Source organism: Cupriavidus sp. FW305-26 (genome assembly GCF_058787975.1).
Map to the genome: position 1 here is coordinate 82,231 of NZ_JBYTAH010000010.1, position 26,797 is coordinate 109,027.

Below are 26,797 nucleotides of genomic sequence, written 5' to 3' on the forward strand. Positions count from 1 at the left end.
GTCAGTCCCTCGGTTCAGTCCCGCATCTCGCGGCCGGTCAGCTTGAGGAACACGTCCTCCAGGTTGGCCGGGCGGTGCAGGTAGCGCACGCCGTTCCTGCCGTGCAGCGCCGCCAGCAGCGGGGCGGGCTCGCGCACATAGCAGAACAGCGTCTCGCCGCTCATTTCAGTACGTTGCGCCAGCGGCGTCAGGCTGCCGCGCAGCGTGTCCAGTTCATCGCCATAGACCTCGACCACGTCGCAGCCGATCTGGCTGTCGATCAGCTCGTGCGGCTTGCCTTCGGCAATCTTGCGGCCGCCGTCGATCACGCACAGGTAGTTGCACAGCCGTTCGGCCTCTTCCATGAAGTGCGTGGTCAGCAGGATGGTCTTGCCGCTGGCCATCAGCGACTTCAGGCGCTCCCAGATCAGGTGGCGCGCCTGCGGGTCCAGGCCGGTGGTGGGCTCGTCCATCACCAGCAGGTCAGGGTCGTTGATCAGCGCGCGTGCCACCGTCAGGCGCCGGCGCATGCCGCCGGAGAGGTCGCGCACCTGCGCATCGGCGCGGTTTTCCAGCCGGGCGAATTCCAGCAGCATCGGCACGCGCCGCTCGATCTCGGCCGACGACAGTCCGAAGTAGCGCCCGAAGATGCGCAGGTTCTCGATCACCGAGAAATCCGGGTCGAGGTTGTCGAACTGCGGCACCACGCCCACGCGCATGCGCGCCTGCGGCGCGCGCTCGGGGATGGGCTCGCCGCACAGCGTGAGCGTGCCGGCCATGGGCGTGGTCAGGCCCAGCAGCAGGCGCAGCGTGGTGGTCTTGCCGGCGCCGTTGGGCCCCAGCAGGCCGAAGCACTGGCCGCGAAATACCTGGAGATCGAGGTCGTCGACCACGACCGTGTCGCCGTATTGCTTGCGCACCTTGCGCAACTCTAGGATGGCAGTCAAGGCAGGGTCCGGTGTGGCGCCGCACGGGCGCAATATCCGCCATTATGCCGGTCATCGGCGCAATGCTCAGGTGGCGCAGTGCAGCAAAAGCCGCGGCGGCAAGGCGCAGTGGGGGCCGGCCTGGGCGCGAGGCATAAAAAAAACCGCCAGCGAACTGGCGGTTTTTTTATGCCCGGCGGCGGTGCCAGGCGGCGAAGCGTACCGGATCAGTACATCTTCTTCGGCAGCATCTGCATGCGCAGGCGCTTGCGCAGACGTGCTTCGGCGGCCTTCTTCTTGCGCTTGCGCTCGGTCGTCGGCTTCTCGTAAGCGGTGCGGCTCTTGAGTTCAACGATCAGGCCAGTCTGCAGAATGGCGCGACGGAAGCGCCGCATTGCAACTTCAACGGGCTCACCGGGTTTCAAGACGATCTTAGTCAATTCAGTCCTTTAGGGGATTGCCGCAAGGAGCGGCTGGTTCACACGGGGGGAAACTGCGGTCGCCGGAGCGACTGGTATTGCACGCCGGGCTAATGCCCTGGTGCGCCCCCGCGAACCTGAAAGATGTGGACGTTTCAGTCCGTGCAACCAGTGTCAGGGGTGATAGCGCCAGGTCCTATACAACTGGAGCTGACAGTACCGGTTTCCATGAATGCTATACGCCCGTAACTATGGCATGTATACGACTGCACTGTCAAGAATGTAGTGCAATGCGCGCGCGGGCGCAGCGTCGGAAATCGCCGCTAGTCTACCTTGGCGCACTTTACGCCGGCGCCTGCGTGGCACAATCTGGCTGCGCTCCCGCCGCTGCGAGGCAAGCGCGACCACCATGCCTGAGCCGCGCCAACCCGACGATCCCCGCCCCGACCCCGACCACCTGCTGCAGCGCATGCAGGCCGCCGGCGAACGCGCCGCGCGCGGGTGCCTGCGCATCTATTTCGGCGCTTCGGCCGGCGTCGGCAAGACCTTCGCCATGCTGGCCGCGGCGCGCGCGCAGCGCGAGCAGGGCGGCGACGTGGTGGTGGGCGTGGTCGAAACCCATGGCCGCGCCGAAACCGAGGCGCTGGCCGAAGGCATCGAGCGCGTGCCATTGCGCCGCGTCGACTACCGCGGCCGCACGCTGCAGGAATTCGATCTCGATGCGGCCCTGGCACGCCGGCCTGCGCTGATCCTGGTGGATGAGCTGGCGCACAGCAACGCGCCCGGCAGCCGCCACCCCAAGCGCTGGCAGGACATCGCCGAACTGCTGTCGGCCGGCATCGATGTCTGGACCACGGTCAACGTCCAGCACCTGGACAGCCTGAACCAGGCGGTGGCCGGCATCACCGGCATCCGCGTGCGCGAGACCGTGCCCGACGCGGTCTTCGACGATGCCGGCGAGGTGGTGCTGGTCGACCTGCCCGCCGACGAGCTGCTGCGCCGCCTGCGCGAAGGGCGCGTGTACGTGCCCGAGCAGGCCCGCCATGCCGTGCAGCATTTCTTCCGCAAGGGCAACCTGATTGCGCTGCGCGAGCTGGCGCTGCGCCGCACTGCCGACCGCGTCGACGACGACGTGCGCGCCTACCGGCAGGAAGCCTCGATCGAACCGGTCTGGCGCACGCGTGAAGCGGTGCTGGCCTGTGTCGGCCACGGCAGCGATGCTGCGCAGGTGGTGCGCAGCGCGCGCCGGCTGGCCGGGCAGCTCGATTGCGACTGCCATGTGGTGACGGTGTCGGTGCCGCGCCTGGCACCCGTGCCCGACGCCCAGCGCGAGCAGCTCGACCAGGCCATGCGGCTGGCCGAGGCGCTGGGCGCGCGTACCGAAACGCTGGCCGGCAGCGACATGGTGGCGGCGGTGGCCGGCTATGTGCGGCGGCACAATCTGACCAAGGTCTTGATCGGCCGCACGCCGGCGCGCTGGGCCGATGGCGGGGCTTCATTGTCCGGCCGCATGCACGCGCTGCTGGCGCGCGCGCTGGCGCCATGGCTGGGCGCGCGCGCGTGGCTGTTCGGGCGCACCAGTTTTGCCGATGCGCTGGCTGCGGCGTGTCCCGAGATCGACGTGATCCGCGTGGCGGACGACAGCGTCCGACAGGAGACCCCCGCTGATGCGCCCGTGCTGCCCGGCACCGAGCCGCCGCAGGCAGACGCCCGGCCTGCGCAGTGGCCGGGCCTGCTGTGGGCGGTGGCCTGGTGCGCCGGCGCCACCGCGCTGTCGGCGCTGGCGCGGCCATGGTTCGACCTGGTCAATATCGCCATGCTGTTCCTGCTGGCGGTGGCCGGCGTGGCGCTGCGCCACGGACGTACCGCGGGGGCGTTCGCCGCGCTGGTGGCGGTGGGGGCGTTTGATTTCTTCTTCGTGCCGCCGCAGCTGTCGTTTGCGGTCACCGACGTGCAATACCTGGTGACCTTCCTGGTGATGCTGGCAGTCGGGCTGGTGATTGGACAGCTGACGGCCGGACTGCGCGAGCAGGCCCAGGTATCGGTGCAGCGCGAGACCGATGCGCGCACGCTGTACGAGCTGGCGCGCGAGCTGTCGGCGGCGCTGACCGACGCGCAGATCGTCGGTATCGGCAGCCGCTTCCTGCGCGCGGCGTTCGATGCGCGTGCCGCGTTTTTCCTGGTCGGCGCGGACGGCCGGCTGCTGCCCGCGGCCACGGCTCCCGAGGCCGGCGGCGCGGCACAGAGCGATGCCGTCGACCACGTGCTGGCGCAATGGGTCTTCAACCACGGCCAGCCGGCCGGCACCGGCACCGACACGCTGCCTTCCGGCACGGTGCTGTACCTGCCGCTGAAGGCGCCGATGCAGGTGCGCGGCGTGCTGGCAGTGGAGCCGCGCACCTGGCGCGCATTTGCTCAGCCCGCGCTGCGGCGCCAGGTCGATGTCTTTGCCACGCTGATCGCGATTGCGATCGAGCGGCTGCACTATGTCGAGGTGGCGCAGCAGGCGCTGCTGGCGATGGAGTCCGAGCGCCTGCGCAGCTCGCTGCTGGCGGCGGTGTCTCACGACCTGCGCACGCCGCTGACCAGCCTGATCGGCATGGCCGAGACCCTGCAGCGCGGCACGACGCCGCTGGCGCCGGAGGTGGCCGAGACCGTCGGCGCCATGCGCGACCAGGCGCGCCGCATGCACGCGATGGTGGCCAACCTGCTCGACATGGCGCGGCTGCAAAGCCGCAATGTGGCGCTGCGCAAGGAATGGCAGTCGTTCGAAGAACTGGCCGGCGCGGCGCTGGCGTCGCTGCGCGATGCGCTGGCGCGGCACCGCGTGGTGGTGGCCGACCTGTCGGCACTGCCGCTGGTGGAATGCGATGGCGTGCTGATGGAGCGCGTGCTGTGCAACCTGCTGGAGAATGCGGCCAAGTACACCGCGCCGGGTACCGAGATCCGCGTGCGCGGCGAGCTCTCCGACGACGCCGTGCACCTCGTCGTCGAGGACGACGGCCCCGGCGTGCCGGCGGCGATGGCGCGGCAGGTGTTCGAGAAATTCACCCGCGGCGAGCGCGAGTCCGCCACCACCGGGGTGGGCCTGGGGCTGGCCGTGTGCGAGGCCATCGTGCAGGCGCACGGCGGCAGCATCCGCGTCGAGCCGGTGCATGCTCGGGCGCAGGGCGAAGGCACCGGCGCGCGCTTCGTGGTCACGCTGCCGCGCGGCAACCCTCCAGTGCTGGAACCGGAAGCGGCCGGCTTGCCGGCCTGAACCCGACAACCTTTCAAGGATCTGACGCGTTATGCCATTCGAGTTTTCGCCCACGGTGCTGCTGGTGGAAGACGAGCCCCATATCCGCCGCTTCGTGCGCGCGGCGCTGCAGGACGAGGGCTGCACCGTGCACGAGGCCGAATCGCTGCAGCGCGGACTGATCGAGGCCGGCACGCGCCAGCCGGACCTGGTGATCCTGGACCTGGGGCTGCCCGATGGCGACGGCGTATCGATGATCGGCGACCTGCGCACCTGGACCGAAGTGCCGGTGCTGGTGCTGTCGGCGCGCACCGGCGAGGCCGAGAAGATCCGCGCGCTCGACGCCGGCGCCGACGACTACCTGACCAAGCCCTTCGGCGTGGGCGAGCTGGTGGCGCGCCTGCGCGTGCTGCAGCGCCGCCATGTGCGTGCCGGCGCGCAGGGGCGGGCGCAGGTGGCGTTCGGCGAGATCGCCGTGGACCTGGCCAACCGCCAGGTCACGCGCGCGGGGGAGCCGGTGCACCTGACGCCGATCGAGTTCCGGCTGCTGGCGGTGCTGCTGGCGCATCGCGGCAAGGTCATGACCCACCGCGAACTGCTGCGCGAGGTGTGGGGGCCGTCGCATGCCGACAGCAGCCAGTACCTGCGCGTCTACATGGGGCACCTGCGGCACAAGCTGGAAGCCGACCCGGCCCGGCCTGCCTACCTGCTGACCGAGATCGGCGTGGGCTACCGCTTCGCCGGCTGAGCGCCGGGTAACTCCCACAACACTTTCTTGCCGATCACGCGCCGCGTGAGGCTGGCGCTCGCTCCTTGCACTCCCGGTAAACCCGCAGCGATGTCGAAATTGTTTGACGGATAAATTCAAGAGCATAAACTGTTATTCATAGATATGAATTAAGGCAGGAGCACCGCATGCAGGACCAACCCGTCTATTTCATCTCGACCGACGAGGTCGAGGGCTACCACCCCGCCAACCATGTCGGCACCCTCAATCGCCGGCTGATCGGCCCAGAGACCGTCGGATCGCGGCATCTGGAAGTGATCCACGGCACCATCGAGAAGGGCAAGGGCGCGCTGCCGCACGCGCATCCCGGCATCGAGCAGGTCTGCTACGTGCTGGAAGGCCGCGCCGTGGCCGAGGTCGGCGGCCAGCGAAAGGAACTGGGCCCTGGCGACTGCTGCTTCTTCCCGCCGGACCAGATGCATGTGTTCACCGTGGTCAGCGACGAGCCGGCCAAGATTCTGGTCATCTATTCCCCGCCATATGAGGAATCCCCCGAGCGCGTGATACGGCCCGCATAAGACGCGGCTGGTCACGGCAAGGGATTGAACAACTACAGGAGACAACTACCGTGAAGTCCTTCAGCAATGCCTTTGCCAGCCTGGTGCTCGGGTGCACCGCGGCGCTGGCCGCCACCCCGGCGCTGTCGGCCGATGAATTCCCGTCCAGGCCGCTGCGCCTGGTGGTGCCGTTCGCTGCCGGCAGCGGCACCGATGCCGTGGCCCGCCTGACTGCCAAATACCTGGGCGAGGCGCTGCAGCAGCCGGTGGTGGTGGACAACAAGCCCGGCGCCAACGGCACCATTGCCGCCGAGTTCGTGGCCAAGGCCCCGGCCGATGGCTACACGCTGTTCATGACCACCAACACCACGCATTCGGCCAACCCGTCGCTGATGAAGCAGCTGCGCTATGACCCGGTCAAGGATTTCACGCCGGTCTCGCGCATGGGCAACCTGCCGTTCATGCTGGTGGTCAACCCGGCGCTGCCGGTGAAGACGCTGCGTGAGTTCATCGACTATGCCAGGGCGCATCCGGGCCTGAGCTATGCCAGCGGCAACAGCACCGGCATCGTCTCGGGCGCCACGCTGTCGAAGATGGCCGGGCTGAACATGCTGCACGTGCCATACAAGAGCACGCCGCCGGCGATGACCGATGTGATGGGTGGCCAGGTGCAGGCGATGTTCGTCGACTTTGCCGCAGGCATCGCCAACGTGCGCGCCGGCAAGCTGCGCGCGCTGGCGGTGACCACCGCGCAGCGCAGCGAACTGCTGCCCGACCTGCCGCCGCTGGCGAGCGTGCCGGAGCTGAAGGGTTTCGACGTGACCTCATGGAACGGCGTGTTCGCGCCGGCCGGGGTGCCGGCGCCGGTGGTGCAGCGGCTCAATCGTGAACTGGTCGCCATCGCCACCAGCAAGCAGCATGCGCCGCGGTTCCACGCGCTGGGCTTCGAGCCATTCGGCAGCACGCCGGCCGAGCTCAGCCAGTTTGTCGTGGCCGAGCTGCAGAAGTGGTCGCGGCTGGTGAAAGACGCTGGCATCCAGCCGGAATAGGCGCTCTTCGGGCAACCATCAGACAACCAACAAGACAACGACATCAGGCAGGTAACGCTATGAATTTCGACCTCTCCGAAGAACAGGCATCCATCGTCGAGGCCGTGCAGCAGGTCTGCACGCAGTTCGACATGGAGTACTGGGATCGCCTGGACAAGTCCGGCACCTATCCGCACGAGTTCTACAAGACGCTGTGCGAAGGCGGCTGGCTGGGCGTGGCGATGCCCGAGGCCTTCGGTGGCGCGGGCCTGGGCATCCTGGAAGCGGCGCTGGTGATGCAGACCATCTCGCAGTCGGGCGCTGGCATGACCGGCGCCTCGGCGGTGCATATGAATGTGTTCGGCCTGAACCCGGTGGTGGTGTTCGGCACCGACGAACAGAAGGGCCGCTTTCTGCCGCCGCTGATCGCCGGCCAGGAGAAGGCCTGCTTCGGCGTGACCGAGCCCGACGCGGGCCTGGACACCACCAAGCTCAAGACCTTTGCGCGCAAGGTGCCGGGCGGCTATTCGGTGAGCGGGCGCAAGATCTGGATCTCGACCGCGCAGGTGGCCGACCGCATGCTGCTGCTGGCGCGCACCACGCCGCTGGAGTCGGTGAAGAAGTCGACCGAAGGGCTGTCGCTGTTCTACACCAAAGTCGACCGCAGCAAGATCGAGATCCGCGAGATCGACAAGATGGGCCGCGCCGCCGTCGATACCAACATGCTGTTTATCGACGACCTGTTCATCCCGGAGGAAGACCGCATCGGCGAAGAGGGCAGGGGCTTTGAGTACATCCTGCACGGACTTAACCCGGAGCGCATCCTGATCGCGGCGGAGGCCATCGGCCTGGGCCGCGCGGCGCTGGCCATTGCCACGCAGTACGCCAAGGAGCGCGTGGTGTTCGGCCGCCCCATCGGCATGAACCAGGGCGTGCAGCATCCGCTGGCGCAGGCCTGGATGCAGCTGGAGTCGGCCAACCTGATGATGCTCAAGGCCGCCGCGCGCTATGACGCCGGGCAGTCCTGCGGCGCCGAGGCCAACACGGCAAAGTACCTCGCCGCCGAGGCCGGCCATAACGCGTGCCAGACCGCGATCCTGACGCTGGGCGGCATGGGCTACTCGCGCGAGTACCGCGTCGAGCGGCTGCTGCGCGAGTCCTATATCCCGCGCATCGCGCCGGTCAGCCCGCAGCTGATCATGTGCTTTATCGCCGAGCGCGTGCTGGGTTTGCCCAAGTCGTACTGAGAGGGAGCGACGATGCCAGACGAGCAAGCGCAGGCGAGCGCGGCCACCGGGCCGCTGGCCGGCATCCGCGTGATCGACATGACCGCGGTCGCGATGGGGCCGTATGCCACCCAGATCCTCGGCGACATGGGGGCTGAAGTCATCAAGGTCGAGCCGCCCGCCGGCGATGTGTTCCGCCACGCCGAGCCGGCGCGGCACGCGGCCATGGGCGCCAGCTTCCTGAACCTGAACCGCAACAAGCAGTTCGTGGTGCTGGACGTGAAGCAGCCCGATGACCTCGCCGCGCTGAAAGCCCTGATCGCCACGGCCGATGTCTTTGTCTCCAACGTGCGGCCGCAGTCGCTGCGCAAGCTTGGGCTGGACTATGCGTCGCTGCGCGCGGACCATCCGCGGCTGATCTACTGCGGCGCTTATGGCTATTCGGAAGAGGGTCCCTACGCGGGCGCGCCGGCCTTCGACGACATCATCCAGGCGCGCAGCGGCATGGCGCAGTTCCAGGGTGCGAACTCGAACGAAGGCCCGCAGTACGTCAACACCATCCTGGCCGACAAGGTGGCCGGGCTGACCGTGGCCTACGCGATCCCGATGGCGCTGTACGAGCGCGAGCGTTCCGGCCAGGGCCAGGCCATCGAGGTGCCGATGTTCGAGACGCTGGTGTCCTTCCTGGCCACCGAGCAATTGGCCGGGCAGACCTTCATCCCGCCGCTCGGGCAGGCCGGCTATCCGCGCGTGATGTCGGCGCACCGCAAGCCCTATCGCACGCGCGACGGCCATATTGCGCTGCTGCCCTATACAAGCGCCCAATGGCTGCGTTTTTTCGATGTGTCAGGCCATGCGGAGCTGGCGCAGGATCGGCGCTATGCCACCCCGGCCGCGCGCAGCGCCAATATCGACGCGCTCTACGCCACACTGGCCGAGATCGTCGCGCAGCGCAGCACTGCGGAATGGCTCGACCTGCTGCGTGATGCCGATATCCCGCACAGCGAAGTGCCGCATTTCGAGAGCCTGGCCGACGACCCGCACCTGCGCGCCACCGGCATGATGTTCGAATACGACCATCCCAGCGAAGGCCGGCTGCGTGGCGTGGGCATCCCGACGCGCTTCTCGCGCACGCCCGGCAATATCCGCAGCTGGCCGCAGGCGTTGCCCGGGCCAGGCGGCGCGGAGGGCGGCTGACACCCTTGCCGGCCGACTCCGCCGCGTACAATCCCGGCCAACAGATATTGAAGTCGAGGAAGCCAACGATGGCAGAACAGGAACCGGCAGAAAAATCGGGTCACGCCAGCGTCAAGACCGCGCTGCGCGTGATTGAGATCATGGAGATCTATGCGCGCGAAGGGCGCTCGCTGACGCTGACCGAGCTGGCTAGGCTGCTGGGCGCGCCGATGTCGAGCTGCCTGGGGCTGATCCGCACGCTGGCCTCGCTCGGCTACCTGTACGAGACCGGCCGCCGCCAGGGCTACTACCCGACGCGCCGGCTGCTCGACATTGCCCAGCGCATCGCCCGCAACGACCCGCTGCTCGAACGCGTGCAGCCGGTGCTGGAATCGCTGCGCGACACCACCGGCGAAACCGTGATCTTCGGCAAGCTTCAGGATGACGGCCGCGTGCTGTACCTGGAGGTGCGGGAGTCCGGCAATCCGGTGCGCTATATCGCCGCGCCGGGCGAGCTGCGCGATGCGCACGTGAACTCGATCGGCCGCGCCATCCTTGGCACGATGCCGGCGGACAGCCGCGCCGAACTGCTGGCCGGCGTGTCGTTTGCCTCGCGCACGGGGCGCACGGTGGACTCGCTGCGCGTTTTCGAAGCCGCCATGCAGCAATGGCAGGCGCAAGGCTGGTATCCGAACTTTGGCGAGTCGTTTCCTGATCTCGGCGCGATCGCCTTCCCGGTGGCCATCGGGGGCGTGACCTATGGCATGTCCGTGGCGGGGCCGCTGCATCGGATCGAGGCCAATGCCGACGCCATTGTCGTGGCGCTGAAGGCCGCTGGCGGTTCGCTGCAGGGATAAGTGGGAGAGGGCAGGCGTTGCGGCGGCCCGCAGGCTGTCGTGACGGCTGTCGAGGCCGGACAAGATCGAAGCGCGTTGCGCGAACCGAAGCCCAAAACGAAAAAGCCCGGTGCGTTTGCACCGGGCTTCCGTATCGGTTGGCTCCCCGACCTGGGCTCGAACCAGGGACCTGCGGATTAACAGTCCGTCGCTCTACCGACTGAGCTATCGGGGAACAGCTGAGAAAGAAATTATAGCCAGTTTCTCTTTTCTTCGTCAACACCTTTTCGACATTTTGTTCTTGTCAGAAGGTGTCTGGAAGCTTCCGGCTTGCTGCCTGCCGTACGGTGCGAAGGGCATCTCTGCTGGCTTCGTGCCGTCGTGTCGAACAGCGAGGCCGCATTATAGCTATGGTTTTTGGTTTGTGCCAGAAAAAAACCGCCTCGCGGCGGTTTTTTTCTGCGGCACTCGCCCGGCTCAGTCGAACACCGGCGAATCCACGCCGAGGATCTTGTGCAGCTTCGGCGAGGTGGTGGTGTACTGCATGTGGATTTTCTTCTCGGGGAAGATATACGGCGCGGCACCGAACGCGGCCAGCGCGGCCTCGTGGAAGCCCGACAGGATCAGCTTCTTCTTGCCGGGGTAGGTGTTGATGTCGCCCACCGCGAAGATGCCCGGGATATTGGTCTCGAACTTCTCGGTGTCCACCTTGATCTGCTTGCGCTCCAGGTCCAGGCCCCACTCGGCGATCGGGCCGAGCTTGGGCGACAGGCCGAAGAACACCAGCAGGTCATCCACCGGCAGGCGGCGGGTCACGCCGTCGGCGCCGGTCACCTTGATCTCGGTGAGCACGCCGTCCTTCTCTTCATAGCCGCCGACCTGGCCGACCAGGAACTGCATTTCCATTTGCTCGCACAGTTCCTTCATCTTGGCGACCGAGGCCGGCGCGGCGCGGAAGCCGTCGCGGCGGTGGATCATCACCACCGACTCGGCCTTGCCGACCAGGTCCAGCGTCCAGTCCAGCGCCGAGTCACCGCCGCCGATGATCACCAGGTTGCGGCCATGGAAGCGGCTCGGGTCCTTGACGCGGTAGAACAGCTGCTTGCCGTCGAACTTGTCGATGCCCTCGACCTTCAGCGTGCGCGGCTGGAACGAACCCACGCCGGCGGCGATAAAGATGGTCTTGGTGATGAAGCGGGTTCCGAGCGAGGTCTCGACGAAGAAGCGGCCGTCCTCGCGGCGCTCCACGACGGCGACTTCCTGGCCCAGGTGGAAGGTGGGCTCGAACGGCTCGATCTGCTTGAGCAGGTTGTCGGTCAGTTCCTGGCCGGTGCAGATGGGCACCGCCGGGATGTCGTAGATGGGCTTGTCCGGATAGAGCTCCACGCACTGGCCGCCGACCACCTTCAGGGAATCGATGACATGTGCCTTGATTTCGAGCAGGCCCAGTTCAAAGACCTGGAACAGGCCCACCGGGCCGGCACCGACGATCAGCGCATCGATCTCCTGCGGCTGGCCGCCTGCAGGGCTGCCGCCGTCGACCTGCTTGGTCGTGTCGGCGACGGGATTTGGAATGCTCAAGTCCATATTCGTCCTGATACGTTTGCGTGGGCCGCTTGTGCCCGGTGTTGCGGAAAGCGCGTGGGGACGGCTTTCTTGTTCTGTCAGCGCTGCAGGTACTGCAGCTTGTCAGTGGCGTCCTTCCATTCCTCGGCCTCGGCCAGCGGGGCCTTGGTCTTGGTGATGGAGGGCCAGTTGCGGGCCAGCTCGGCGTTCAGGTCGATGAACTGCTGCTGGTCGCCCGGCACGTCTTCCTCGGCGTAAATGGCGTTCACCGGGCATTCGGCCACGCACACGGCGCAGTCGATGCACTCATCCGGGTCGATAGCCAGGAAGTTGGGGCCTTCGCGGAAACAATCGACCGGACACACGTCAACGCAGTCTGTGTAGCGGCAACGGATGCAGGATTCGGTGACAACGTGAGTCATTTCGGTTCCAGGAAAACAGGTCGGCTTTTAATGGGAAACTGTGGGGCCGCTTCTTGCCGGCGGACGCCGCATCCACCGCATGGTGCCGCATGGCAGCATGGGCTGGGCGAGCGCCGGCCGAGGCCTTTCGGAAAGCGATATTGTAGCCGAGGCTTCTGGCAAGAATAGCGGGTCTATATAGCCGGATCAGATAGTTTTCTTATTTCTTTATGTACTTTTGATTTAACGCATGGCGGCCTGCTGGCATGTCGGCCCGCCAGCGGGCATGATGAGGCCGCCAACAGTCACTTGCATCCGTGCCGGGAGACCCGTATGCCACGCCAGCCTTGCCTTGCCAGCCTGCGGCACGATGCCGCGATGCGCCGGATCTTCGCACCCATTGTTGTGCTGCTGACGGCATTTCTGGCGCCGATCGGGTCGGTTGCCGCCCAGACCCTGGCCCAGTCGCCGGGCATGGCCGACAGCGTGGTATCGCGCCTGGTGGCGTGGCGCGCGCGCACCGATGCGCCGGTCGCGCTGCCGGCGCTGACCGCGTTCGAGTGGGACCACTTCAGCGTGACCGATTCGCCCGCGGGCGACGCCATCGCCCATTGCGGCCGGGCCGGCCTGATGCCGTGCGGGCCGCAGTTGCAGCCGCAGCCGGGCGACCGGGTCCAGGTGCTGCGCTTCGAGCGCGCCGGGACCCAGGTCTACGCCGAGCGCATCATGGCCGGCGACGGCGCCTTTGCCGAGCCGCTGCCGCAGCGGGTGCCGCGCGCCGCCGCCACGCTGGTGTCGTGCCCCGCTACCGACGGCCGCCAGTTGTGGTGCCTGCAGGGCAAGGCCCGGGGCAGGGAGGCGCCGCGGCAGCCACAGCCCTTCCTTGATGGTGGTTGAGCGGCAAGAGTGGCCGGGTGCGGCCAGACTTCGGTTAGCATGACGTACTGACCCGGCATCGCCGTCTGGCCCGCTATGATCATCCCGTCCCTGCTCGACACCGACCTGTACAAATTCACGATGATGCAGGTGGTGCTGCATCAGTTCCCGCAGGCGCAAGTGGAATACCGCTTCAAGTGCCGCAACGCGGGCGTCGACCTGACGCCCTATATCGATGAGATCCGCGCCGAGGTGGCACACCTGTGCCAGTTGCGCTTCACCGACGACGAGCTCGCCTACCTGCGCGGGCTGCGCTTTATCAAGAGCGATTTCGTCGACTTCCTCGGCCTGTTCCACCTGAACGAGAAATATGTCTCGGTGCGGCCGTCCCCGCAGGGCAATGGCGAGATCGAGATCTCGATCATCGGCCCGTGGCTGCATACCATCCTGTTCGAAGTGCCGGTCCTGGCGATCGTCAACGAGGTCTATTTCCGCCGCACCCAGCCCAGGCCCGACCTGGCCGAAGGCCGCCGCCGGCTGGACCAGAAGCTGGCCTTGCTGAAGACACCCGAGCTGGCCGATTGCGTGATCGCCGACTACGGCACGCGCCGGCGCTTTTCGCGCGAATGGCAGGAAGAGGTGCTGCTGACCATGCGGCGCCTGCTCGGGCCGCAGCTGGCCGGCACCAGCAACGTCCACTTTGCCCGTCTGCACAATATGGTGCCGCTGGGCACGATGGCGCATGAATACCTGCAGGCCTGCCAGGCGCTGGGCCCGCGGCTGCGCGATTCGCAGGTGTACGCACTGGAGCGCTGGGCGCGCGAGTACCGCGGTGACCTGGGCATCGCGCTGTCGGATACCTACGGCTTCGATGCCTTCCTGCGCGACTTCGACCTGTATTTCTGCAAGCTCTTCGATGGCGTGCGCCATGATTCCGGCGACCCGATGCTGTGGGGCGAGCGCATGGTCGCCCACTATGCCGCCAACCGCGTCGACCCGCGCACCAAGACGCTGATCTTCAGCGACAGCCTCGACATCCCGCGCGTGATCGAACTGTACGAGCGCTTCCATGGCCGCTGCCGGCTCGCCTTTGGCGTCGGCACCAACCTGACCAACGACCTCGGCTATACCCCGCTGCAGATCGTGATCAAGATGGTGCGCTGCAACGGGCAGCCGGTGGCCAAGCTGTCGGACACGCCGGAAAAGACCATGTGCGACGATCCCGGCTACCTGTCCTACCTGCGCCAGGTGTACTCGGTTCAGCCCGCGGCGTAGCAAAATTCAACACCTTGCGCCGGCCATCGCATGCTCTGCATGCGGCGGGCGCCACTATAATCGGCGCATCGCGCGTTCGCCGCGCTTTGCGCTTCTCCAGCCAGGCCTTATGGAAACCAACGACGCCCGCGACCGCATCTTTGCCCGCATCCGTGCTGCCCAGGGCAGGCCGACCCGGCCGAGCGCGGGCGAGCGCGAGGCCGTGGCCGACTACCTGGCGCGTCACCCGCAGGGCCCGCGCCCGGCGGTGGCCGTCGACCTGGCCGAGGCCTTCCTGGCGCAGGCCCAGCGCATGGCCTCGACCGTCGACCGCGTGGCGAGGATGGACGAGGTGCCCGCCGCCACCGTGCGCTTTCTGGACAACCTGAACCTGGTCCACCGTGCCGTGGCGTGGGACGCGCTGGGCCCGCTGCCGTGGCAGGCCGCGGGGCTGGCGGTGGAATGCCGCCCGCCGGTGCGCGAGGTCGAGGCCGACCACGATCATGGCGACCTGGTCGGCATCACCGGCTGCTTCTGCGCGATTGCCGAGACCGGCTCGCTGATGCTGCTGTCGGGCCCGGCCACCTTTGCCTCGGCCGCGCTGCTGCCCGAGACCCACGTGGCGGTAGTGCCGCGCTCGCGCATCGTCGCCGGCCTGGAAGACGCCTTTGCGCTGGTGCGCAGCGAGCGCGGCGAACTGCCGCGCGCCACCAATATCATCAGCGGGCCTTCGCGCACGGGCGATATCGAGCAGACCATCGTGCTCGGCGCCCATGGCCCGTACCGCGTGCATGTGATCCTGGTCGACGAGGCCTGAACCCGCGGCTTTTGCCGCACGGAATGCGATGCACCACCCATGCCGGAAGCCCCGGGGCAAGAGGTGCTTGAATTACACTTGCAGGCTTGCCTGCGTGCCGCGGCTTCGTGCCGGCGGTGCGCCAATGAATGCTGCATTCCCGAGGAGATCCTGCCTGATGCGACGTGCCTCCGTGCTGTTGCCGCTGCTGGCCGTGCTGGCCGCATTTCCCGCCGTCGGCCGTGCCGCGGACCTTGACGGGGCGTCGCTGTCCTCGCTGTGGGGGCTGCCGTTCGCTGGCATCCTGCTGTCGATCGCGGTGTGGCCGCTGGTTGCGCCCAGGTTCTGGCACCACCACTACGGCAAGATCGCCGCGGGCTGGGGGCTGCTGTTCCTGCTGCCGTTCGCGGCAGCGTTCGGCACGCATGCGGCCGCGGCCAGCGCGGTGCACGCGCTGCTGGCCGAGTACATCCCGTTCATCGTTCTGATCGCCTCGCTGTATATCGTGGCCGGCGGCATCTGCGTGCGCGGCAACCTGCACGGCACGCCCGGGCTCAATACCGGCATCCTGGCGCTGGGCACGCTGCTGGCCAGCTTCATGGGCACCACCGGCGCGGCCATGCTGCTGATCCGGCCGCTGCTGCGCGCCAATGACAACCGCCGCCACGTGGCGCACGTGGTGGTGTTCTTTATCTTCCTGGTGGCCAATGCCGGTGGCTCGCTGACGCCGCTGGGCGATCCGCCGCTGTTCCTGGGCTTCCTGAAAGGCGTGGACTTCTTCTGGACCATGCGCAACATCTTCCCGGAGACGGTCTTTATCTGCGTGGTGCTGCTGGTGCTGTTCTACCTGGTCGACCGTCACTACTACCAGAACAAGGAAGAGGAGCTGCCACCGCGCAGCGACCCCACGCCGGACTCGGGCGGCATCGCCATCGAGGGCAAGTTCAACTTCGTGCTGCTGCTGGCCGTGATCGGCCTGGTGCTGATGAGCGGGCTGTGGCAGCCGGGCATCGCATTCGACGTCCTGGGCACCGAGGTGCCGCTGCAGGCCGCGGTGCGCGATGCGCTGCTGGTGGTGGTGGCGGTGGTGTCGCTGCTGGTGACGCCGCAAGCGGCGCGTGCCGGCAATGAATTCAACTGGGAGCCGATCCTGGAAGTCGGCAAGCTCTTTGCCGGCATCTTCCTCACCATCATCCCGGTCATTGCCATGCTCAAGGCCGGCACCGACGGCGCTTTCTCCGGGGTGATCCGCGCGGTCAGCGACAGCAACGGCCAGCCGGTCGACGGCATGTACTTCTGGGCCACCGGCCTGCTGTCCTCGTTCCTGGACAACGCGCCGACCTACCTGGTGTTCTTCAACACCGCCGGTGGCGACGCGGCCACGCTGATGACGCGCGATGCCTCGACGCTGGCCGCGATCTCGGCCGGGGCCGTGTTCATGGGCGCCAATACCTATATCGGCAATGCCCCCAACCTGATGGTCAAGGCCATTGCCGAGAACCGCGGCGTGCGCATGCCGAGCTTCTTCGGCTACATGCTGTACTCGGGCACCTTCCTGGTGCCGCTGTTTGTCATCATGACCTTCCTCTTCTTCCACGTTTGATGCCATGAAGCCGTCTGTCCTTGTCACCCGCGCCATCTATCCCGAAGTCATCGCGCACCTGGCGCAGTACTTCGATGTCGACGACAACCAGCAGGACGCGGTGCTGGATGCCGCCGCACTGAAGGCGCGCCTGGCGGGCAAGGCCGGCGTGCTGGCCAACGCCGCCGACCGCATCGACGGCGACGTGGTCGCCGGGCTGCCGGCGCTGCGCGCGGTGTGCAACATGGCGGTCGGCTACAACAACCTGGACGTGCCGGCGCTGACGGCCGCCGGCATCATCGCCACCAATACGCCGGACGTGCTGACCGAGACCACCGCCGACTTCGGCTGGGCCCTGCTGATGGCCACCGCGCGCCGCGTGACCGAGGCCGAGCACTACCTGCGCGCCGGCAAGTGGCAGCGCTGGAGCTATGACATGCTGGTAGGCATGGACCTGTACGGCAGCACGCTCGGCATCCTCGGCATGGGCCGCATCGGCCAGGCGCTGGCGCGCCGCGCGAGCGGGTTTGGCATGAGCGTGCTGTACCACAACCGCAGCCAGCTGCCGGCGGACACCGAGCGCGCGCTGAGCGCGCGCTATGTCAGCAAGGAAGACCTGCTGCGCCAGTCCGACCACCTGCTGCTGGTGCTGCCCTATGGCCCGCAGAGCCACCACGCCATCGGCGCGGCCGAGCTGGCGCTGATGAAGCCGACCGCGACGCTGGTGAACCTGGCGCGCGGCGGCATCGTCGACGATGCCGCGCTGGCGCAGGCGCTGCGCGACAAGCGCATCTTCGGCGCCGGCCTGGATGTGTTCGAGGGCGAGCCCAGCGTCCATCCGGACCTGCTGACGGTGCCCAACGTCGTGCTCACGCCGCATATCGCCAGCGCCTCCGAGAAGACCCGCCGTGCGATGGCGATGCTGGCCGCCGACAACCTGATCGCCGCGCTCGACCAGGGCCCGCAGGCCGGCCATCCACCCACCGTGATCAACCCCGACGTCATGTCGCGGCGCCGCTAAGCCTGCCATCTACCTGTTTCCTGCTGCATGACCCTGATTCCGTTCCTGACGCTGGCCGTGGCGCTGCTCGCGGTCGTCCTGCTGGTCATCGTCCTGCTGCGCCAGCAGGCTGCCTCGCCGGGGGCCGAGCTTGGCCGGCAACTGGCCGACATGCGCGCGGAAAGCGCGCGCGGCATGGAGCGGCTGGAGCGGGAGTTGCGCACCGACGTGGCCGACGCCGCGCGCGGCAGCCGCGACGAGTCGGCCCAGCAGATGCTGCGCTTCCAGCAGGCGCTGTCGTCGCAGCTGACGGGCATCGCCACGCTGCAGAACAACCAGATCGACACCTTCGCGCAGCAACTGGCCAAGCTGACCGAGACCAACACCCAGCAGCTCGAGCAGGTGCGCCAGCACCTGATGCTGCAGGGCCAGCAGGCGCGCGACGAGCAGGCCGGCACGCTGCGCCGCTTCGGCGACGGGCTGCAGCAGCAGCTGGCGCAGATGTCCGAAGCCAACGAGCGGCGCCTGGCCGAAGTGCGCGCCACGCTGGAGAAGAAGCTGCAGGACATCGAGGCCAACAACGCCGCCAAGCTGGAGGAAATGCGCCGCACTGTCGACGAGAAGCTGCATGCCACGCTGGAGCAGCGCCTGGGCGAGTCCTTCCGGCTGGTGTCGGACCGGCTCGAGCAGGTGCACCGGGGGCTGGGCGAGATGCAGGTGCTGGCGCAGGGCGTGGGCGACCTGAAAAAGGTGCTGACCAATGTGAAGTCGCGTGGCACCTGGGGCGAAGTCCAGCTGGAAATGCTGCTGGAGCAGATGCTGACGCCGGAGCAGTACGGCAAGAATGTCGAGACCGTGCGCAACTCGGGCGCGCGGGTGGAGTTCGCGATCCGGCTGCCGGGCAAGGCCGCGGGTGGCGACAATGCGCCGGTCTGGCTGCCGGTCGACGCCAAGTTTCCCAAGGAACAGTACGAGCGCCTGGTGGACGCGCAGGAGCGGGGCGACCCGGATGGCGTGCTCGCTTTTGGCCGCGAACTGGAAGTGGCGCTGCGGCGCGAGGCCCAGACCATTGCCGAGAAATACCTGTCGCCGCCCCAGACCACGGATTTCGCCATCCTGTTCCTGCCGACCGAGGGGTTGTACGCCGAGGTGCTGCGGCGCCCGGGCCTGACCGACCTGATGCAGCGCGACTACCGTGTGACCGTGGCCGGGCCGACCACGCTGACCGCGTTGCTGAACAGCCTGCAGATGGGTTTCCGCACGCTGGCGCTGGAAAAGCGCTCAAGCGAGGTGTGGGAGGTGCTGGGCGCGGTCAAGACCGAGTTCGGCAAGTTCGGCGACGTGCTGGCCAAGACCCGCGATACGCTGGAGCGCGCCGCGCGCAATATCGAGCAGGCCGAAGTGCGCACGCGCCAGATGGCGCGCAAGCTGCGCACGGTGGAAGCGCTGCCGGGCGAGGCCGCGCAGCAGGTGCTTGGCCTCAATGCGGCAGCAGCGGCGGACGCGCCGGAGGCCGCCGAAGACAACGGCGGCTGAACGCGCGGCAGGGAAGGGTCAGGGCAAGCCGCCGCGGGGGCTTGCGGATTGCTGCCGGCCTGGGCGCCGGCGCGCTGCTCAGCGCTCGTCTTCGGGCGCCAGTTCGCGCACGTGGACTTCAATGCCGCCGAAGCGGGCGGCCACCCAGTTGTAGGCCTTGCAGGCCAGCCACAGCAGGCCAAAGCCGATCAGCGCATTCAGGATGATTGCGCTGAAGACCGTGATGGCGGGCAGGTCACCGTAGCGGACGAAGGTGACAAACAGGCCCAGCGACACGATCGGCAGCGAGAAGCACAAGTAGACCAGCACCAGCGCGCGGGCGGTCTTGACGGGGTGGAGGTAGGCGATCTCCTGATTCATGACGGGGGATACTCGAATGGTTCTGAATCGTGCGCCAAGTGTAGCGATTGGCCGATGCCAAGCATAGCCCGCCGGCGGCGGGGGCAGGCGAAAGCCCCGTGCCGGCTGTGCTATGGCCGCAAATGTGCGGCACAAAAACGACACATTGCTCCGGCGTGTGGCAAGCGCTTGCGTGTAGCGCCTGCCGGTCCGGCTAGACCAGTCCGTCGAACAGCATCACCTCGACCGCATCGCCGGCCTTGACCGAGTCCTGTTCATGACCGAGCACGATAAAGCAGTTGGCCTCGCTCATCGAGCGCAGCACGCCCGAGCCCTGCTGGCCGGTGATGCGCACTTCCCACTGGCCGTCGCCGGCGCGCGCCAGGATGCCGCGCTGGTACTCGGTGCGGCCGGGCTTCTTGCGGATGGCTTGCGCGCTGCGCACGCGCAGCAGCGGCAGCGGTGCCACGCTGGCGCCCATCAGCCGCTGCAGCGCGGCGCGCACGAAGTGGTAGAAGGTGACCATCACCGCCACCGGGTTGCCCGGCAGGCCGAACAGGAGCGCGTCGCGGCCGTTGGAATTGATGCGGCCGAAGGCCATCGGCCGGCCCGGGCGCATCGCGATCTTCCAGAACGTGACATCGCCCAGGCGCGCCATGATCTGCTTGGTGTAGTCGGCCTCGCCGACCGAGACGCCGCCGGAGGTGATGACCGCGTCGGCGGTCTCGCAGGCGGTGCGGAAGGCGGCTTCGAGCGCCTCGGGGTCGTCGCGCACCACGCCCATGTCGAGCAGGTCGACGTTCATCCGGCGCAGCATGCCGTGCAGCGTGTAGCGGTTGGAGTCGTAGACGCAGCCGGGATCGAGCGGCTCGCCGATCGAGCGCAGCTCGTCTCCGGTGGAGAAGAACGCCACGCGCAGGCGCCGGCGCACGCGCACCTCGGCCACGCCCAGCGAAGCCAGCAGGCCCAGGTCGGCCGGCTGGAGGATGCGTCCGGCCTGCAGCGCGGCCTGGCCGCGCGCCAGGTCTTCGCCGCGCAGGCGCCGGTTGTCGCCGGTGCGCACGCAGTCGGCGGCAAAGCGGATGCGCGCGCCGTCGTCCACGGCTTCCACGAACTCCTGCGGCACCACGGTGTCGCAGCCGGCCGGCATCACCGCGCCGGTCATGATGCGCACCGCCTGCGCCGCCGTGGGCGCCAGCGCGCGGGCGCCGCCGGCGAAGGCGCTGCCGATGACTTCCAGCTCGACCGTGGCGGTCTGCGCGGCTGCCAGCGCGGCACCCTGGAAGGCATAGCCGTCCATCGCCGAGTTGTCATGCGCCGGCACGTCGATGGGCGAGACGATGTCCTCGGCCAGCACGCGGTCCAGGGCGCTGCGGATCGGCAACTGCTCGACGCCGCGCACCGGCTCGACTACCTCGCCGATGATGCGGTTGGCCTGGTCCACCGGCAGGGCGGTGGGGTCGTAGTCGGAAAGGCAGGAGATGACGGATTGCAGGGTGGGCATGGTGGCTCAGCGCGTTTCGTGCGTGCGCAGTTCGTCCAGGGTGTTGATATTGGCAAAGGCCGCGGCGTCGTCGAACAGCACTTCGGCCAGGCGGTGCGAGGCGGCCCAGGTCTCGATCTTGCGGCCGCCGCCGGAAAGATAAGCCACCAGGCTGTCGAGCGCACTGACCGGCATCAGGCAGAACACAGGTTGGGTCTGGCGCCGGCCGTCTTCGTCCAGCGTGACGGGGATCGCCAGGTCCGCGCCTTCGGCCTCGATCGCCTGCGCCAGGCGCGCCACCAGGTCGGTCGGCAGGAACGGCGAATCGCAAGGGGCGGTCACCATCCACGGCGTGGCGCATTGCTCCAGGCCGGCCAGCATCCCCGCCAGCGGACCGGCGAAGTCGGGCACGGTATCGGTGTAGACCGGTACGCCGAACGACTCATAGGCGGCCAGGTTGCGGTTGGCATTGATCATCAGCCCGCCCACCTGGGGGGTAAGCCGCATCATCGTGTGCATGGCCATCGGTGTGCCGTGCAGCGGCTGCAGGCCCTTGTCGGTGCCGCCCATGCGGCTGCCCCTGCCGCCTGCGAGGATCAGGCCGGTGATGTCGTCGCGTGCAATCATGGATTGTGTGTGCGGCGGGGTCAGCCGCCGATATAGGACATCTCGATCTTGCGCTCGGCACGCCTGGCGCGCACCGTCGGGTCGCTGCGCTGCTCGGAATAATTGTCGGTGCGGCCCTGCCACACCTGCGCAATCGCATTGGAGATTTCCAGGTCGCTGTAGCCGCCGCGCAGCAGCGCGCGCAGGTCGAAGCCCTCGGTGGCGAACAGGCACAGGTAGAGCCGGCCTTCGGTGGACAGCCGGATGCGGCTGCAGTCGCCGCAGAAGGCGTGGGTGACGCTGGAGATCACGCCGACCTCGCCGCTGCCGTCGCGGTAGCGCCAGCGCTCGGCGGTTTCGCCGGAGTAGTTGGCCTGCACCGGTTCGAGCGGGAATTCCGCATCGATGCGCTTCACCACCTCGGCGGACGGCAGCACTTCATCCATCTGCCAGTGGTTGCTGGCGCCCACGTCCATGAACTCGATAAAGCGCAGGATGATGCCGCTATTGCGGAAGTGGCGCGCCATCGGCACGATTTCCTGGTCATTGGTGCCGCGCTTGACCACCATGTTGACCTTGATCGGCGCCAGCCCCACGGCCTGCGCGGTCTCGATGCCGTGCAGCACGTCGGCGACGGCGAAGTCCACGTCGTTCATGCGGCGGAAGGTGGCGTCGTCGATCGCGTCCAGGCTGACGCTGACCCGAGTCAGCCCCGCGTCGCGCAGCGCGCGCGCCTTGCGCGCCAGCAGCGAGGCGTTGGTGGTGAGCGTCAGGTCCAGCGGCTTGCCCGAGACCGTCTCGATCTTCGCCAGCATCTCCACCAGGTGCTCGATATTCTTGCGCAGCAGCGGCTCGCCGCCGGTCAGGCGGATTTTCTCGACGCCGTGGGCGACGAACAGGCGCGCGGTGCGCTCGATCTCCTCGAAGCTCAGCAGCTCGGAGTGCGGCAGGAAGGTGTAGTCCTTGTCGAAGACTTCCTTCGGCATGCAGTAGACGCAGCGGAAGTTGCAGCGGTCCGTCACCGAGATGCGCAGGTCATGCAGCGGCCGGCCGCGGGTGTCGGCCACCAGGCCGGTGGGGGCAGCCAGCTTGCCGGGAATGCTGGGCGTCATCGAGCGGTAGCGATGGTCGCGCAGGTCGAAAATCGGAATGACGGATTCGGTCATGGCCTGTGGGTGGGCACGGCGTCCGGGGAGCGGCCTGGCGGCGTGGCCAAATCAGGGGCGCTCGAGGGCCGGATGCCTTCTGCTGCCATTCTAGCCGAGGCGGGGGCGGGGCACCCGCATCCCCCGGAGATGGCGGGGATTCATCCGGCCGGCTGCCCATGAAAAAAGGGGACGGCGTGGCCGTCCCCTTCTTGCTTTGGCTGCGGTGCAGCGGCAACGCTTACTGCTGCGATGCCATCTGCACTTCGCGGCCACCGGTTTCCACCAGGATCATCGGACCGTGGGGCAGTGGCGGCAGCGCCTTGCGCTCGCGCTGCACGCGCGGGGCGGGCGCGATGCGGGCGGCGGCTTCCTGGGCCGAACGCAGCTTGTCGCTGTCGGTATGGACCCATTGAAGGCCGGCGGTGGCCAGCATCGATTCCAGGTTTTCCAGCGCTGCCGGGGTGGCCGGCGCTGCAGCAACGACCGGGGCTGCCGGGGCGAACACTTCGGCCGGTGCGGCCTCGGCGACAGGGGCGGCGACCGGTGCAGCGGCAGGTGCCGCCACCACCGGAGCCGCTTCGACGGCCACGCTTGCGGTGGTCTCGACGATCGCTTCGGCGGCAATGGCTTCCGTGACGGCAACGGCTACCGGCGCAGCTTGCTGGGGCGCGGGCTCGGCAACCGGCGCGGTCACCGGGGCTGCCTCGGCGACCGGCGCGGGCGTCACATCTTCCGGCACGGCGATGCGGATCGCTTCGACGGCCTCGGCCGCAGCGGCCACGGCCACGGCAGCTTGCGGTGCGGGCTCGGCCGGCACGGGGGCTTCAGCACGTACCGGGGCAACGGCTTCAGCAGCGGCGGCCTCTTCGTCGCCTTCGCCCTGGGCAACTTGCACCGACTCGTCGCGCTCGCGGCGATAGCGGTTGCGGCCACGGCGGTTGCGGCGGCGGCGCTCTTCGCCCTCAGCGGTCTCGGCGGTGCTTTCGGCACCTTCCGGCAACTCGGCGCGGACGGCTTGCGTCTCTTCGGTCACGGCCTGCGGCAGCACGCCCAGAGCCTGGGCGGCGGCGACGGCTTCCGGCCGCGGTGCTTCACCGGCTTCGGCTTCGCGCAGTTCGCTGCGTTCGCGCTGGCGTTCACGCTGGCGCTCGCGGCGTTCCTGGTTGCGGTCGCGGCGGCCTTCCTGACGGCCCTCGACGCGCTCGCCCTGGGCGCGCTCGGCTTGCACCGCCTCGCCCTGGCGTGCCAGGGCCGGGGTGGCCTGGCCTTCACCTTGCTGGCGCGGCTGGCGGCCCTGGCGTTCGCCACGGCCCTCGCGTTGCTCGCCGCGCTCGGCACCCTGGCGTTCACCACGTTCCGCGCGCTCGGCACGGTCGCCGCGCTGGCCGCGGCCCTGGCGCTCGACACGCTCCGCGCGCTCACCACGCTCGGCGCGGTCGCCACGCTCACCACGCAGGCCACGGCCTTCGCCGCGCTGGCCGCGCTCGCGCCGGCCTTCGGCGCTGCGGGCCTCAGTGGCAACCGCCGGCTTGGCCGGTTCCACCACCGGCGGGGTTGCCGGACGGGCACCGAACAGGCCCTTCAGCCAGGCGATAAAACCGCCGCTGACCACCGGCTGGGTGGCCGGCACGGGCGGGGCGACCGGGGCTTCCGGCTTGGGTGCGCGCTCGGGGCGCGGCACCGACACCGGGGCCGGTTGTTCCGGGGTGATGCCCTTGACCGCGGCTTCCTGGCGCGGCTTGGCTTCTTCCTTGCGGCGGCTGCTGTAGCTGGTGTCGGCTTCCAGTTCCTTGGCGGCGGCCTCGGCCATGCGATAGCTGGCGGTGCTTTCTTCCAGGCGCGGGTCGTCGTGGCGCAGGCGCTCCAGCTTGTAATGCGGCGTTTCCAGGTGCTTGTTGGGGATCAGCAGCACATTGACCTTGAAGCGCAGCTCGATCAGGTTGATTTCCTGGCGCTTCTCGTTCAGCAGGAAGGCGGCCACTTCCACCGGCACCTGGCAGTGGATGGCGGCGGTGTTTTCCTTCATCGCCTCTTCCTGGATGATGCGCAGCACCTGCAGGGCGGACGATTCCGTATCGCGGATATGGCCGGTGCCGTTGCAGCGCGGGCAAGTGATGTGCGAGCCCTCCGACAGCGACGGCCGCAGGCGCTGGCGCGACAGCTCCATCAGGCCGAAGCGGCTGATCTTGCCCATCTGCACGCGCGCGCGGTCGTGGCGCAGCGCGTCCTTCAGGCGCGTTTCCACGTCCTTCTGGGCCTTGCCCGACTCCATGTCGATGAAGTCGATCACGATCAGGCCGCCCAGGTCGCGCAGGCGCAGCTGGCGCGCGATCTCGTCGGCGGCCTCGAGGTTGGTGCGCAGCGCGGTTTCCTCGATGTCGGCGCCCTTGGTGGCGCGGGCCGAGTTCACGTCCACGGAGACCAGCGCCTCGGTGTGGTCGATCACGATGGCGCCGCCCGAGGGCAGCATCACCATGCGCGAGTAGGCCGACTCGATCTGGTGCTCGATCTGGAAACGCGAGAAGAGCGGCACGTCGTCCCGGTACTTCTTCACGCGGTTCATGTTGTCAGGCATCACCACGCTCATGAAGGCGCGGGCCTGTTCGTAGATCTCGTCGGTGTCGATCAGGATCTCGCCGATATCCGGCTGGAAGTAGTCGCGGATGGCGCGGATGACCAGGCTCGATTCCAGGTAGATCAGCAGCGGGGCCTTGTTGTCGCCGGCGGCGCCGTCGATGGCCTTCCACAGTTGCAGCAGGTAGTTCAGGTCCCACTGCAGTTCCTCGGCCGAGCGGCCGATGCCGGCAGTCCGGGCGATGATGCTCATGCCTTCCGGCACGGTCAGCTGCGCCATGGTCTCGCGCAGTTCCTGGCGGTCCTCGCCCTCGATGCGGCGCGACACGCCGCCGCCGCGCGGGTTGTTGGGCATCAGCACCAGGTAGCGGCCGGCCAGCGAGATGAAGGTGGTCAGGGCCGCGCCCTTGTTGCCGCGTTCTTCCTTCTCGACCTGGACGATCAGTTCCTGGCCTTCATGCAGGGCATCCTGGATGCGCGCGTTGCGCACGTCGATGCCTTCCTTGAAGAAGGCGCGGGCTACTTCCTTGAACGGCAGGAAGCCGTGGCGCTCTTCGCCGTAGTTGACGAAGCAGGCTTCCAGCGAGGGTTCGATGCGGGTGATGACACCCTTGTAGATGTTGCCCTTGCGCTGTTCGCGCCCGGCAGTCTCGATGTCGATATCGATCAGTTTCTGACCGTCGACGATGGCGACGCGCAATTCCTCCTGTTGCGTCGCGTTGAACAGCATGCGTTTCATCGCAATACCTCACTCCAGTGTCGCGGGTGGCACCGTCTGGGCGGTGTCCGCGGCGATCCATGGAGCACGCGAGGGAGCGAGCGAGGCGCGAGAATTGCCGGAAAGCGCCGCTGCGCGGGATAGGCGAGCGGCTGGGCGCGGGTGAAAGAGAGCGATGACGTCGGGGTAACGTCCGCGGGGCAGGAGAGAACACCGGAGGCTGCTCTTGCGCAGACATCCGGCGCGTTCCCGTGCCGGAGGCGATGCTGAACGCCGGCGCAACCGGCGCCGGCGGCATCGCGGCCGGCCGCGGAAGGCCTAGACGCGTCAAAGAGCAAATTTTTCGGACACGGCATGGTTGCCGTTGCTGCCTGACTACTCCTGGCGGGCGCACCTACTACTTCTTGGAATTCTGCGACCGGGCGCCGGTATTTCCAGTCAGGCGGCAGGCTAACCTGCCGGCCGGCACCGTTTCCCGGTGCGGGCAGGACTTCTCTCACCGAAGCGGATGCCGGCAGTGGCATCCGCCTTTAAATTCTGTTTTACCTGAACACTCAGTTCCCACGTCACCGCCTGCCTCGCCGAAGCCTCCTTTGGGCGACTTCCTGCATGCCGGCGGCACCGTGCGTGCTGCTTTTTACTGCCATTTGCCCGTCTGGCGCTTGGCGGAACGCAAAGTTGCGGGAGACGGGCGGGGTTGGCGGCAACCCCAAGTGTAGAATGCGAAAAATCCAGGAAAACTCGAAGATTAATCGCTTACACAGGTCTTGCGCTGCCGGCCACAAGCCGGGACAGCGAGGAAATTA

Annotated in this window: 22 protein-coding genes and 1 tRNA gene; 13 read left to right on the forward strand and 10 right to left on the reverse strand. The window is 67.8% G+C overall.

Features of this window, described 5'->3' with window-relative positions:
* Nucleotides 1–14: 14 nt before the first annotated feature.
* Both nodI and rpsU read right to left on the reverse strand, forming a co-directional pair.
* A complete protein-coding gene (nodI, locus tag AC3WQZ_RS08770) occupies nucleotides 15–926 on the reverse strand; it encodes a nodulation factor ABC transporter ATP-binding protein NodI (protein WP_026200447.1) in 912 nt (303 codons plus the stop codon).
* Nucleotides 927–1,132: 206 nt separating this feature from the next.
* Nucleotides 1,133–1,345, reverse strand: a complete 213-nt coding sequence (rpsU, locus tag AC3WQZ_RS08775) for a 30S ribosomal protein S21 (protein ID WP_010814647.1) — start codon at nucleotides 1,343–1,345, stop codon at nucleotides 1,133–1,135.
* A gap of 388 nt (nucleotides 1,346–1,733) precedes the next feature.
* Between rpsU and AC3WQZ_RS08780 the strand changes: the two genes are divergently transcribed.
* From AC3WQZ_RS08780 to AC3WQZ_RS08810, 7 genes are all read left to right on the forward strand, one after another.
* Complete coding sequence (locus AC3WQZ_RS08780; RefSeq protein WP_492300353.1) at nucleotides 1,734–4,583, forward strand: DUF4118 domain-containing protein; 2,850 nt, start codon at nucleotides 1,734–1,736, stop codon at nucleotides 4,581–4,583.
* Nucleotides 4,584–4,614: 31 nt separating this feature from the next.
* Nucleotides 4,615–5,310, forward strand: a complete 696-nt coding sequence (gene kdpE / locus AC3WQZ_RS08785) for a two-component system response regulator KdpE (RefSeq protein WP_010814649.1) — start codon at nucleotides 4,615–4,617, stop codon at nucleotides 5,308–5,310.
* Nucleotides 5,311–5,477: 167 nt separating this feature from the next.
* Nucleotides 5,478–5,867 (forward strand): cupin domain-containing protein, encoded by a 390-nt coding sequence (locus tag AC3WQZ_RS08790; RefSeq protein ID WP_010814650.1) that lies wholly within the window; start codon nucleotides 5,478–5,480, stop codon nucleotides 5,865–5,867.
* Between the two features lie 50 nt (nucleotides 5,868–5,917).
* Nucleotides 5,918–6,895, forward strand: a complete 978-nt coding sequence (locus AC3WQZ_RS08795; protein WP_010814651.1) for a Bug family tripartite tricarboxylate transporter substrate binding protein — start codon at nucleotides 5,918–5,920, stop codon at nucleotides 6,893–6,895.
* Between the two features lie 59 nt (nucleotides 6,896–6,954).
* Nucleotides 6,955–8,121 (forward strand): acyl-CoA dehydrogenase family protein, encoded by a 1,167-nt coding sequence (locus tag AC3WQZ_RS08800; RefSeq protein ID WP_010814652.1) that lies wholly within the window; start codon nucleotides 6,955–6,957, stop codon nucleotides 8,119–8,121.
* A gap of 12 nt (nucleotides 8,122–8,133) precedes the next feature.
* A complete protein-coding gene (locus AC3WQZ_RS08805) occupies nucleotides 8,134–9,297 on the forward strand; it encodes a CaiB/BaiF CoA transferase family protein (RefSeq protein ID WP_010814653.1) in 1,164 nt (387 codons plus the stop codon).
* Nucleotides 9,298–9,365: 68 nt separating this feature from the next.
* Entirely contained in the window at nucleotides 9,366–10,133 is a 768-nt protein-coding gene (locus tag AC3WQZ_RS08810; RefSeq protein ID WP_010814654.1) for an IclR family transcriptional regulator, read from the forward strand.
* A gap of 138 nt (nucleotides 10,134–10,271) precedes the next feature.
* Here the strand turns inward: AC3WQZ_RS08810 and AC3WQZ_RS08815 are convergent.
* From AC3WQZ_RS08815 to fdxA, 3 genes are all read right to left on the reverse strand, one after another.
* Nucleotides 10,272–10,347: transfer RNA gene (locus AC3WQZ_RS08815), tRNA-Asn, on the reverse strand.
* A gap of 242 nt (nucleotides 10,348–10,589) precedes the next feature.
* Nucleotides 10,590–11,699: an NAD(P)/FAD-dependent oxidoreductase gene (locus AC3WQZ_RS08820; RefSeq protein ID WP_010814655.1), complete on the reverse strand. Its 1,110-nt coding sequence runs from the start codon at nucleotides 11,697–11,699 to the stop codon at nucleotides 10,590–10,592.
* A gap of 77 nt (nucleotides 11,700–11,776) precedes the next feature.
* Nucleotides 11,777–12,100: a ferredoxin FdxA gene (gene fdxA / locus AC3WQZ_RS08825; protein ID WP_010814656.1), complete on the reverse strand. Its 324-nt coding sequence runs from the start codon at nucleotides 12,098–12,100 to the stop codon at nucleotides 11,777–11,779.
* Nucleotides 12,101–12,412: 312 nt separating this feature from the next.
* Between fdxA and AC3WQZ_RS08830 the strand changes: the two genes are divergently transcribed.
* From AC3WQZ_RS08830 to AC3WQZ_RS08855, 6 genes are all read left to right on the forward strand, one after another.
* Nucleotides 12,413–12,976: a hypothetical protein gene (locus AC3WQZ_RS08830; protein WP_010814657.1), complete on the forward strand. Its 564-nt coding sequence runs from the start codon at nucleotides 12,413–12,415 to the stop codon at nucleotides 12,974–12,976.
* Nucleotides 12,977–13,051: 75 nt separating this feature from the next.
* Nucleotides 13,052–14,230 carry a nicotinate phosphoribosyltransferase gene (gene pncB / locus AC3WQZ_RS08835; RefSeq protein WP_010814658.1) on the forward strand — a complete coding sequence of 393 codons (1,179 nt, stop codon included), beginning with the start codon at nucleotides 13,052–13,054 and terminating at the stop codon, nucleotides 14,228–14,230.
* A gap of 109 nt (nucleotides 14,231–14,339) precedes the next feature.
* A complete protein-coding gene (locus AC3WQZ_RS08840; protein ID WP_010814659.1) occupies nucleotides 14,340–15,026 on the forward strand; it encodes a LutC/YkgG family protein in 687 nt (228 codons plus the stop codon).
* A gap of 157 nt (nucleotides 15,027–15,183) precedes the next feature.
* Nucleotides 15,184–16,608 (forward strand): sodium:proton antiporter, encoded by a 1,425-nt coding sequence (locus AC3WQZ_RS08845; protein WP_492300355.1) that lies wholly within the window; start codon nucleotides 15,184–15,186, stop codon nucleotides 16,606–16,608.
* Nucleotides 16,609–16,612: 4 nt separating this feature from the next.
* Nucleotides 16,613–17,608 carry a 2-hydroxyacid dehydrogenase gene (locus AC3WQZ_RS08850; protein WP_492300356.1) on the forward strand — a complete coding sequence of 332 codons (996 nt, stop codon included), beginning with the start codon at nucleotides 16,613–16,615 and terminating at the stop codon, nucleotides 17,606–17,608.
* A gap of 27 nt (nucleotides 17,609–17,635) precedes the next feature.
* A complete protein-coding gene (locus AC3WQZ_RS08855; protein WP_010814662.1) occupies nucleotides 17,636–19,123 on the forward strand; it encodes a DNA recombination protein RmuC in 1,488 nt (495 codons plus the stop codon).
* 78 nt (nucleotides 19,124–19,201) lie between these two features.
* On the opposite strand, the gene AC3WQZ_RS08860 is transcribed toward AC3WQZ_RS08855, so the two are convergent.
* From AC3WQZ_RS08860 to AC3WQZ_RS08880, 5 genes are all read right to left on the reverse strand, one after another.
* Nucleotides 19,202–19,483, reverse strand: a complete 282-nt coding sequence (locus AC3WQZ_RS08860) for a hypothetical protein (RefSeq protein ID WP_010814663.1) — start codon at nucleotides 19,481–19,483, stop codon at nucleotides 19,202–19,204.
* A gap of 193 nt (nucleotides 19,484–19,676) precedes the next feature.
* A complete protein-coding gene (gene moeA, locus AC3WQZ_RS08865) occupies nucleotides 19,677–20,966 on the reverse strand; it encodes a molybdopterin molybdotransferase MoeA (RefSeq protein ID WP_058698467.1) in 1,290 nt (429 codons plus the stop codon).
* A gap of 6 nt (nucleotides 20,967–20,972) precedes the next feature.
* The gene (gene mobA / locus AC3WQZ_RS08870; RefSeq protein WP_010814665.1) at nucleotides 20,973–21,572 is read right to left on the reverse strand and encodes a molybdenum cofactor guanylyltransferase MobA; all 600 of its coding nucleotides are present in this window, start codon (nucleotides 21,570–21,572) and stop codon (nucleotides 20,973–20,975) included.
* Nucleotides 21,573–21,592: 20 nt separating this feature from the next.
* The gene (gene moaA / locus AC3WQZ_RS08875) at nucleotides 21,593–22,717 is read right to left on the reverse strand and encodes a GTP 3',8-cyclase MoaA (RefSeq protein ID WP_010814666.1); all 1,125 of its coding nucleotides are present in this window, start codon (nucleotides 22,715–22,717) and stop codon (nucleotides 21,593–21,595) included.
* A 220-nt stretch (nucleotides 22,718–22,937) separates the two neighbouring features.
* The gene (locus AC3WQZ_RS08880; protein ID WP_492300358.1) at nucleotides 22,938–26,012 is read right to left on the reverse strand and encodes an Rne/Rng family ribonuclease; all 3,075 of its coding nucleotides are present in this window, start codon (nucleotides 26,010–26,012) and stop codon (nucleotides 22,938–22,940) included.
* Nucleotides 26,013–26,797 lie beyond the last annotated feature (785 nt).

Bases quoted from the DNA above. Each gene is read 5' to 3' on its own strand.
- AC3WQZ_RS08780 (WP_492300353.1), top strand. From the start codon at position 1,734: ATGCCTGAGCCGCGCCAACCCGACGATCCCCGCCCCGACCCCGACCAC.
- kdpE (WP_010814649.1), top strand. From the start codon at position 4,615: ATGCCATTCGAGTTTTCGCCCACGGTGCTGCTGGTGGAAGACGAGCCC.
- AC3WQZ_RS08790 (WP_010814650.1), top strand. From the start codon at position 5,478: ATGCAGGACCAACCCGTCTATTTCATCTCGACCGACGAGGTCGAGGGC.
- AC3WQZ_RS08800 (WP_010814652.1), top strand. From the start codon at position 6,955: ATGAATTTCGACCTCTCCGAAGAACAGGCATCCATCGTCGAGGCCGTG.
- AC3WQZ_RS08805 (WP_010814653.1), top strand. From the start codon at position 8,134: ATGCCAGACGAGCAAGCGCAGGCGAGCGCGGCCACCGGGCCGCTGGCC.
- AC3WQZ_RS08810 (WP_010814654.1), top strand. From the start codon at position 9,366: ATGGCAGAACAGGAACCGGCAGAAAAATCGGGTCACGCCAGCGTCAAG.
- AC3WQZ_RS08820 (WP_010814655.1), bottom strand. From the start codon at position 11,699: ATGGACTTGAGCATTCCAAATCCCGTCGCCGACACGACCAAGCAGGTC.
- fdxA (WP_010814656.1), bottom strand. From the start codon at position 12,100: ATGACTCACGTTGTCACCGAATCCTGCATCCGTTGCCGCTACACAGAC.
- AC3WQZ_RS08830 (WP_010814657.1), top strand. From the start codon at position 12,413: ATGCCACGCCAGCCTTGCCTTGCCAGCCTGCGGCACGATGCCGCGATG.
- pncB (WP_010814658.1), top strand. From the start codon at position 13,052: ATGATCATCCCGTCCCTGCTCGACACCGACCTGTACAAATTCACGATG.
- AC3WQZ_RS08840 (WP_010814659.1), top strand. From the start codon at position 14,340: ATGGAAACCAACGACGCCCGCGACCGCATCTTTGCCCGCATCCGTGCT.
- AC3WQZ_RS08845 (WP_492300355.1), top strand. From the start codon at position 15,184: ATGCGACGTGCCTCCGTGCTGTTGCCGCTGCTGGCCGTGCTGGCCGCA.
- AC3WQZ_RS08850 (WP_492300356.1), top strand. From the start codon at position 16,613: ATGAAGCCGTCTGTCCTTGTCACCCGCGCCATCTATCCCGAAGTCATC.
- AC3WQZ_RS08855 (WP_010814662.1), top strand. From the start codon at position 17,636: ATGACCCTGATTCCGTTCCTGACGCTGGCCGTGGCGCTGCTCGCGGTC.
- AC3WQZ_RS08860 (WP_010814663.1), bottom strand. From the start codon at position 19,483: ATGAATCAGGAGATCGCCTACCTCCACCCCGTCAAGACCGCCCGCGCG.
- moeA (WP_058698467.1), bottom strand. From the start codon at position 20,966: ATGCCCACCCTGCAATCCGTCATCTCCTGCCTTTCCGACTACGACCCC.
- mobA (WP_010814665.1), bottom strand. From the start codon at position 21,572: ATGATTGCACGCGACGACATCACCGGCCTGATCCTCGCAGGCGGCAGG.
- moaA (WP_010814666.1), bottom strand. From the start codon at position 22,717: ATGACCGAATCCGTCATTCCGATTTTCGACCTGCGCGACCATCGCTAC.
- AC3WQZ_RS08880 (WP_492300358.1), bottom strand. From the start codon at position 26,012: ATGAAACGCATGCTGTTCAACGCGACGCAACAGGAGGAATTGCGCGTC.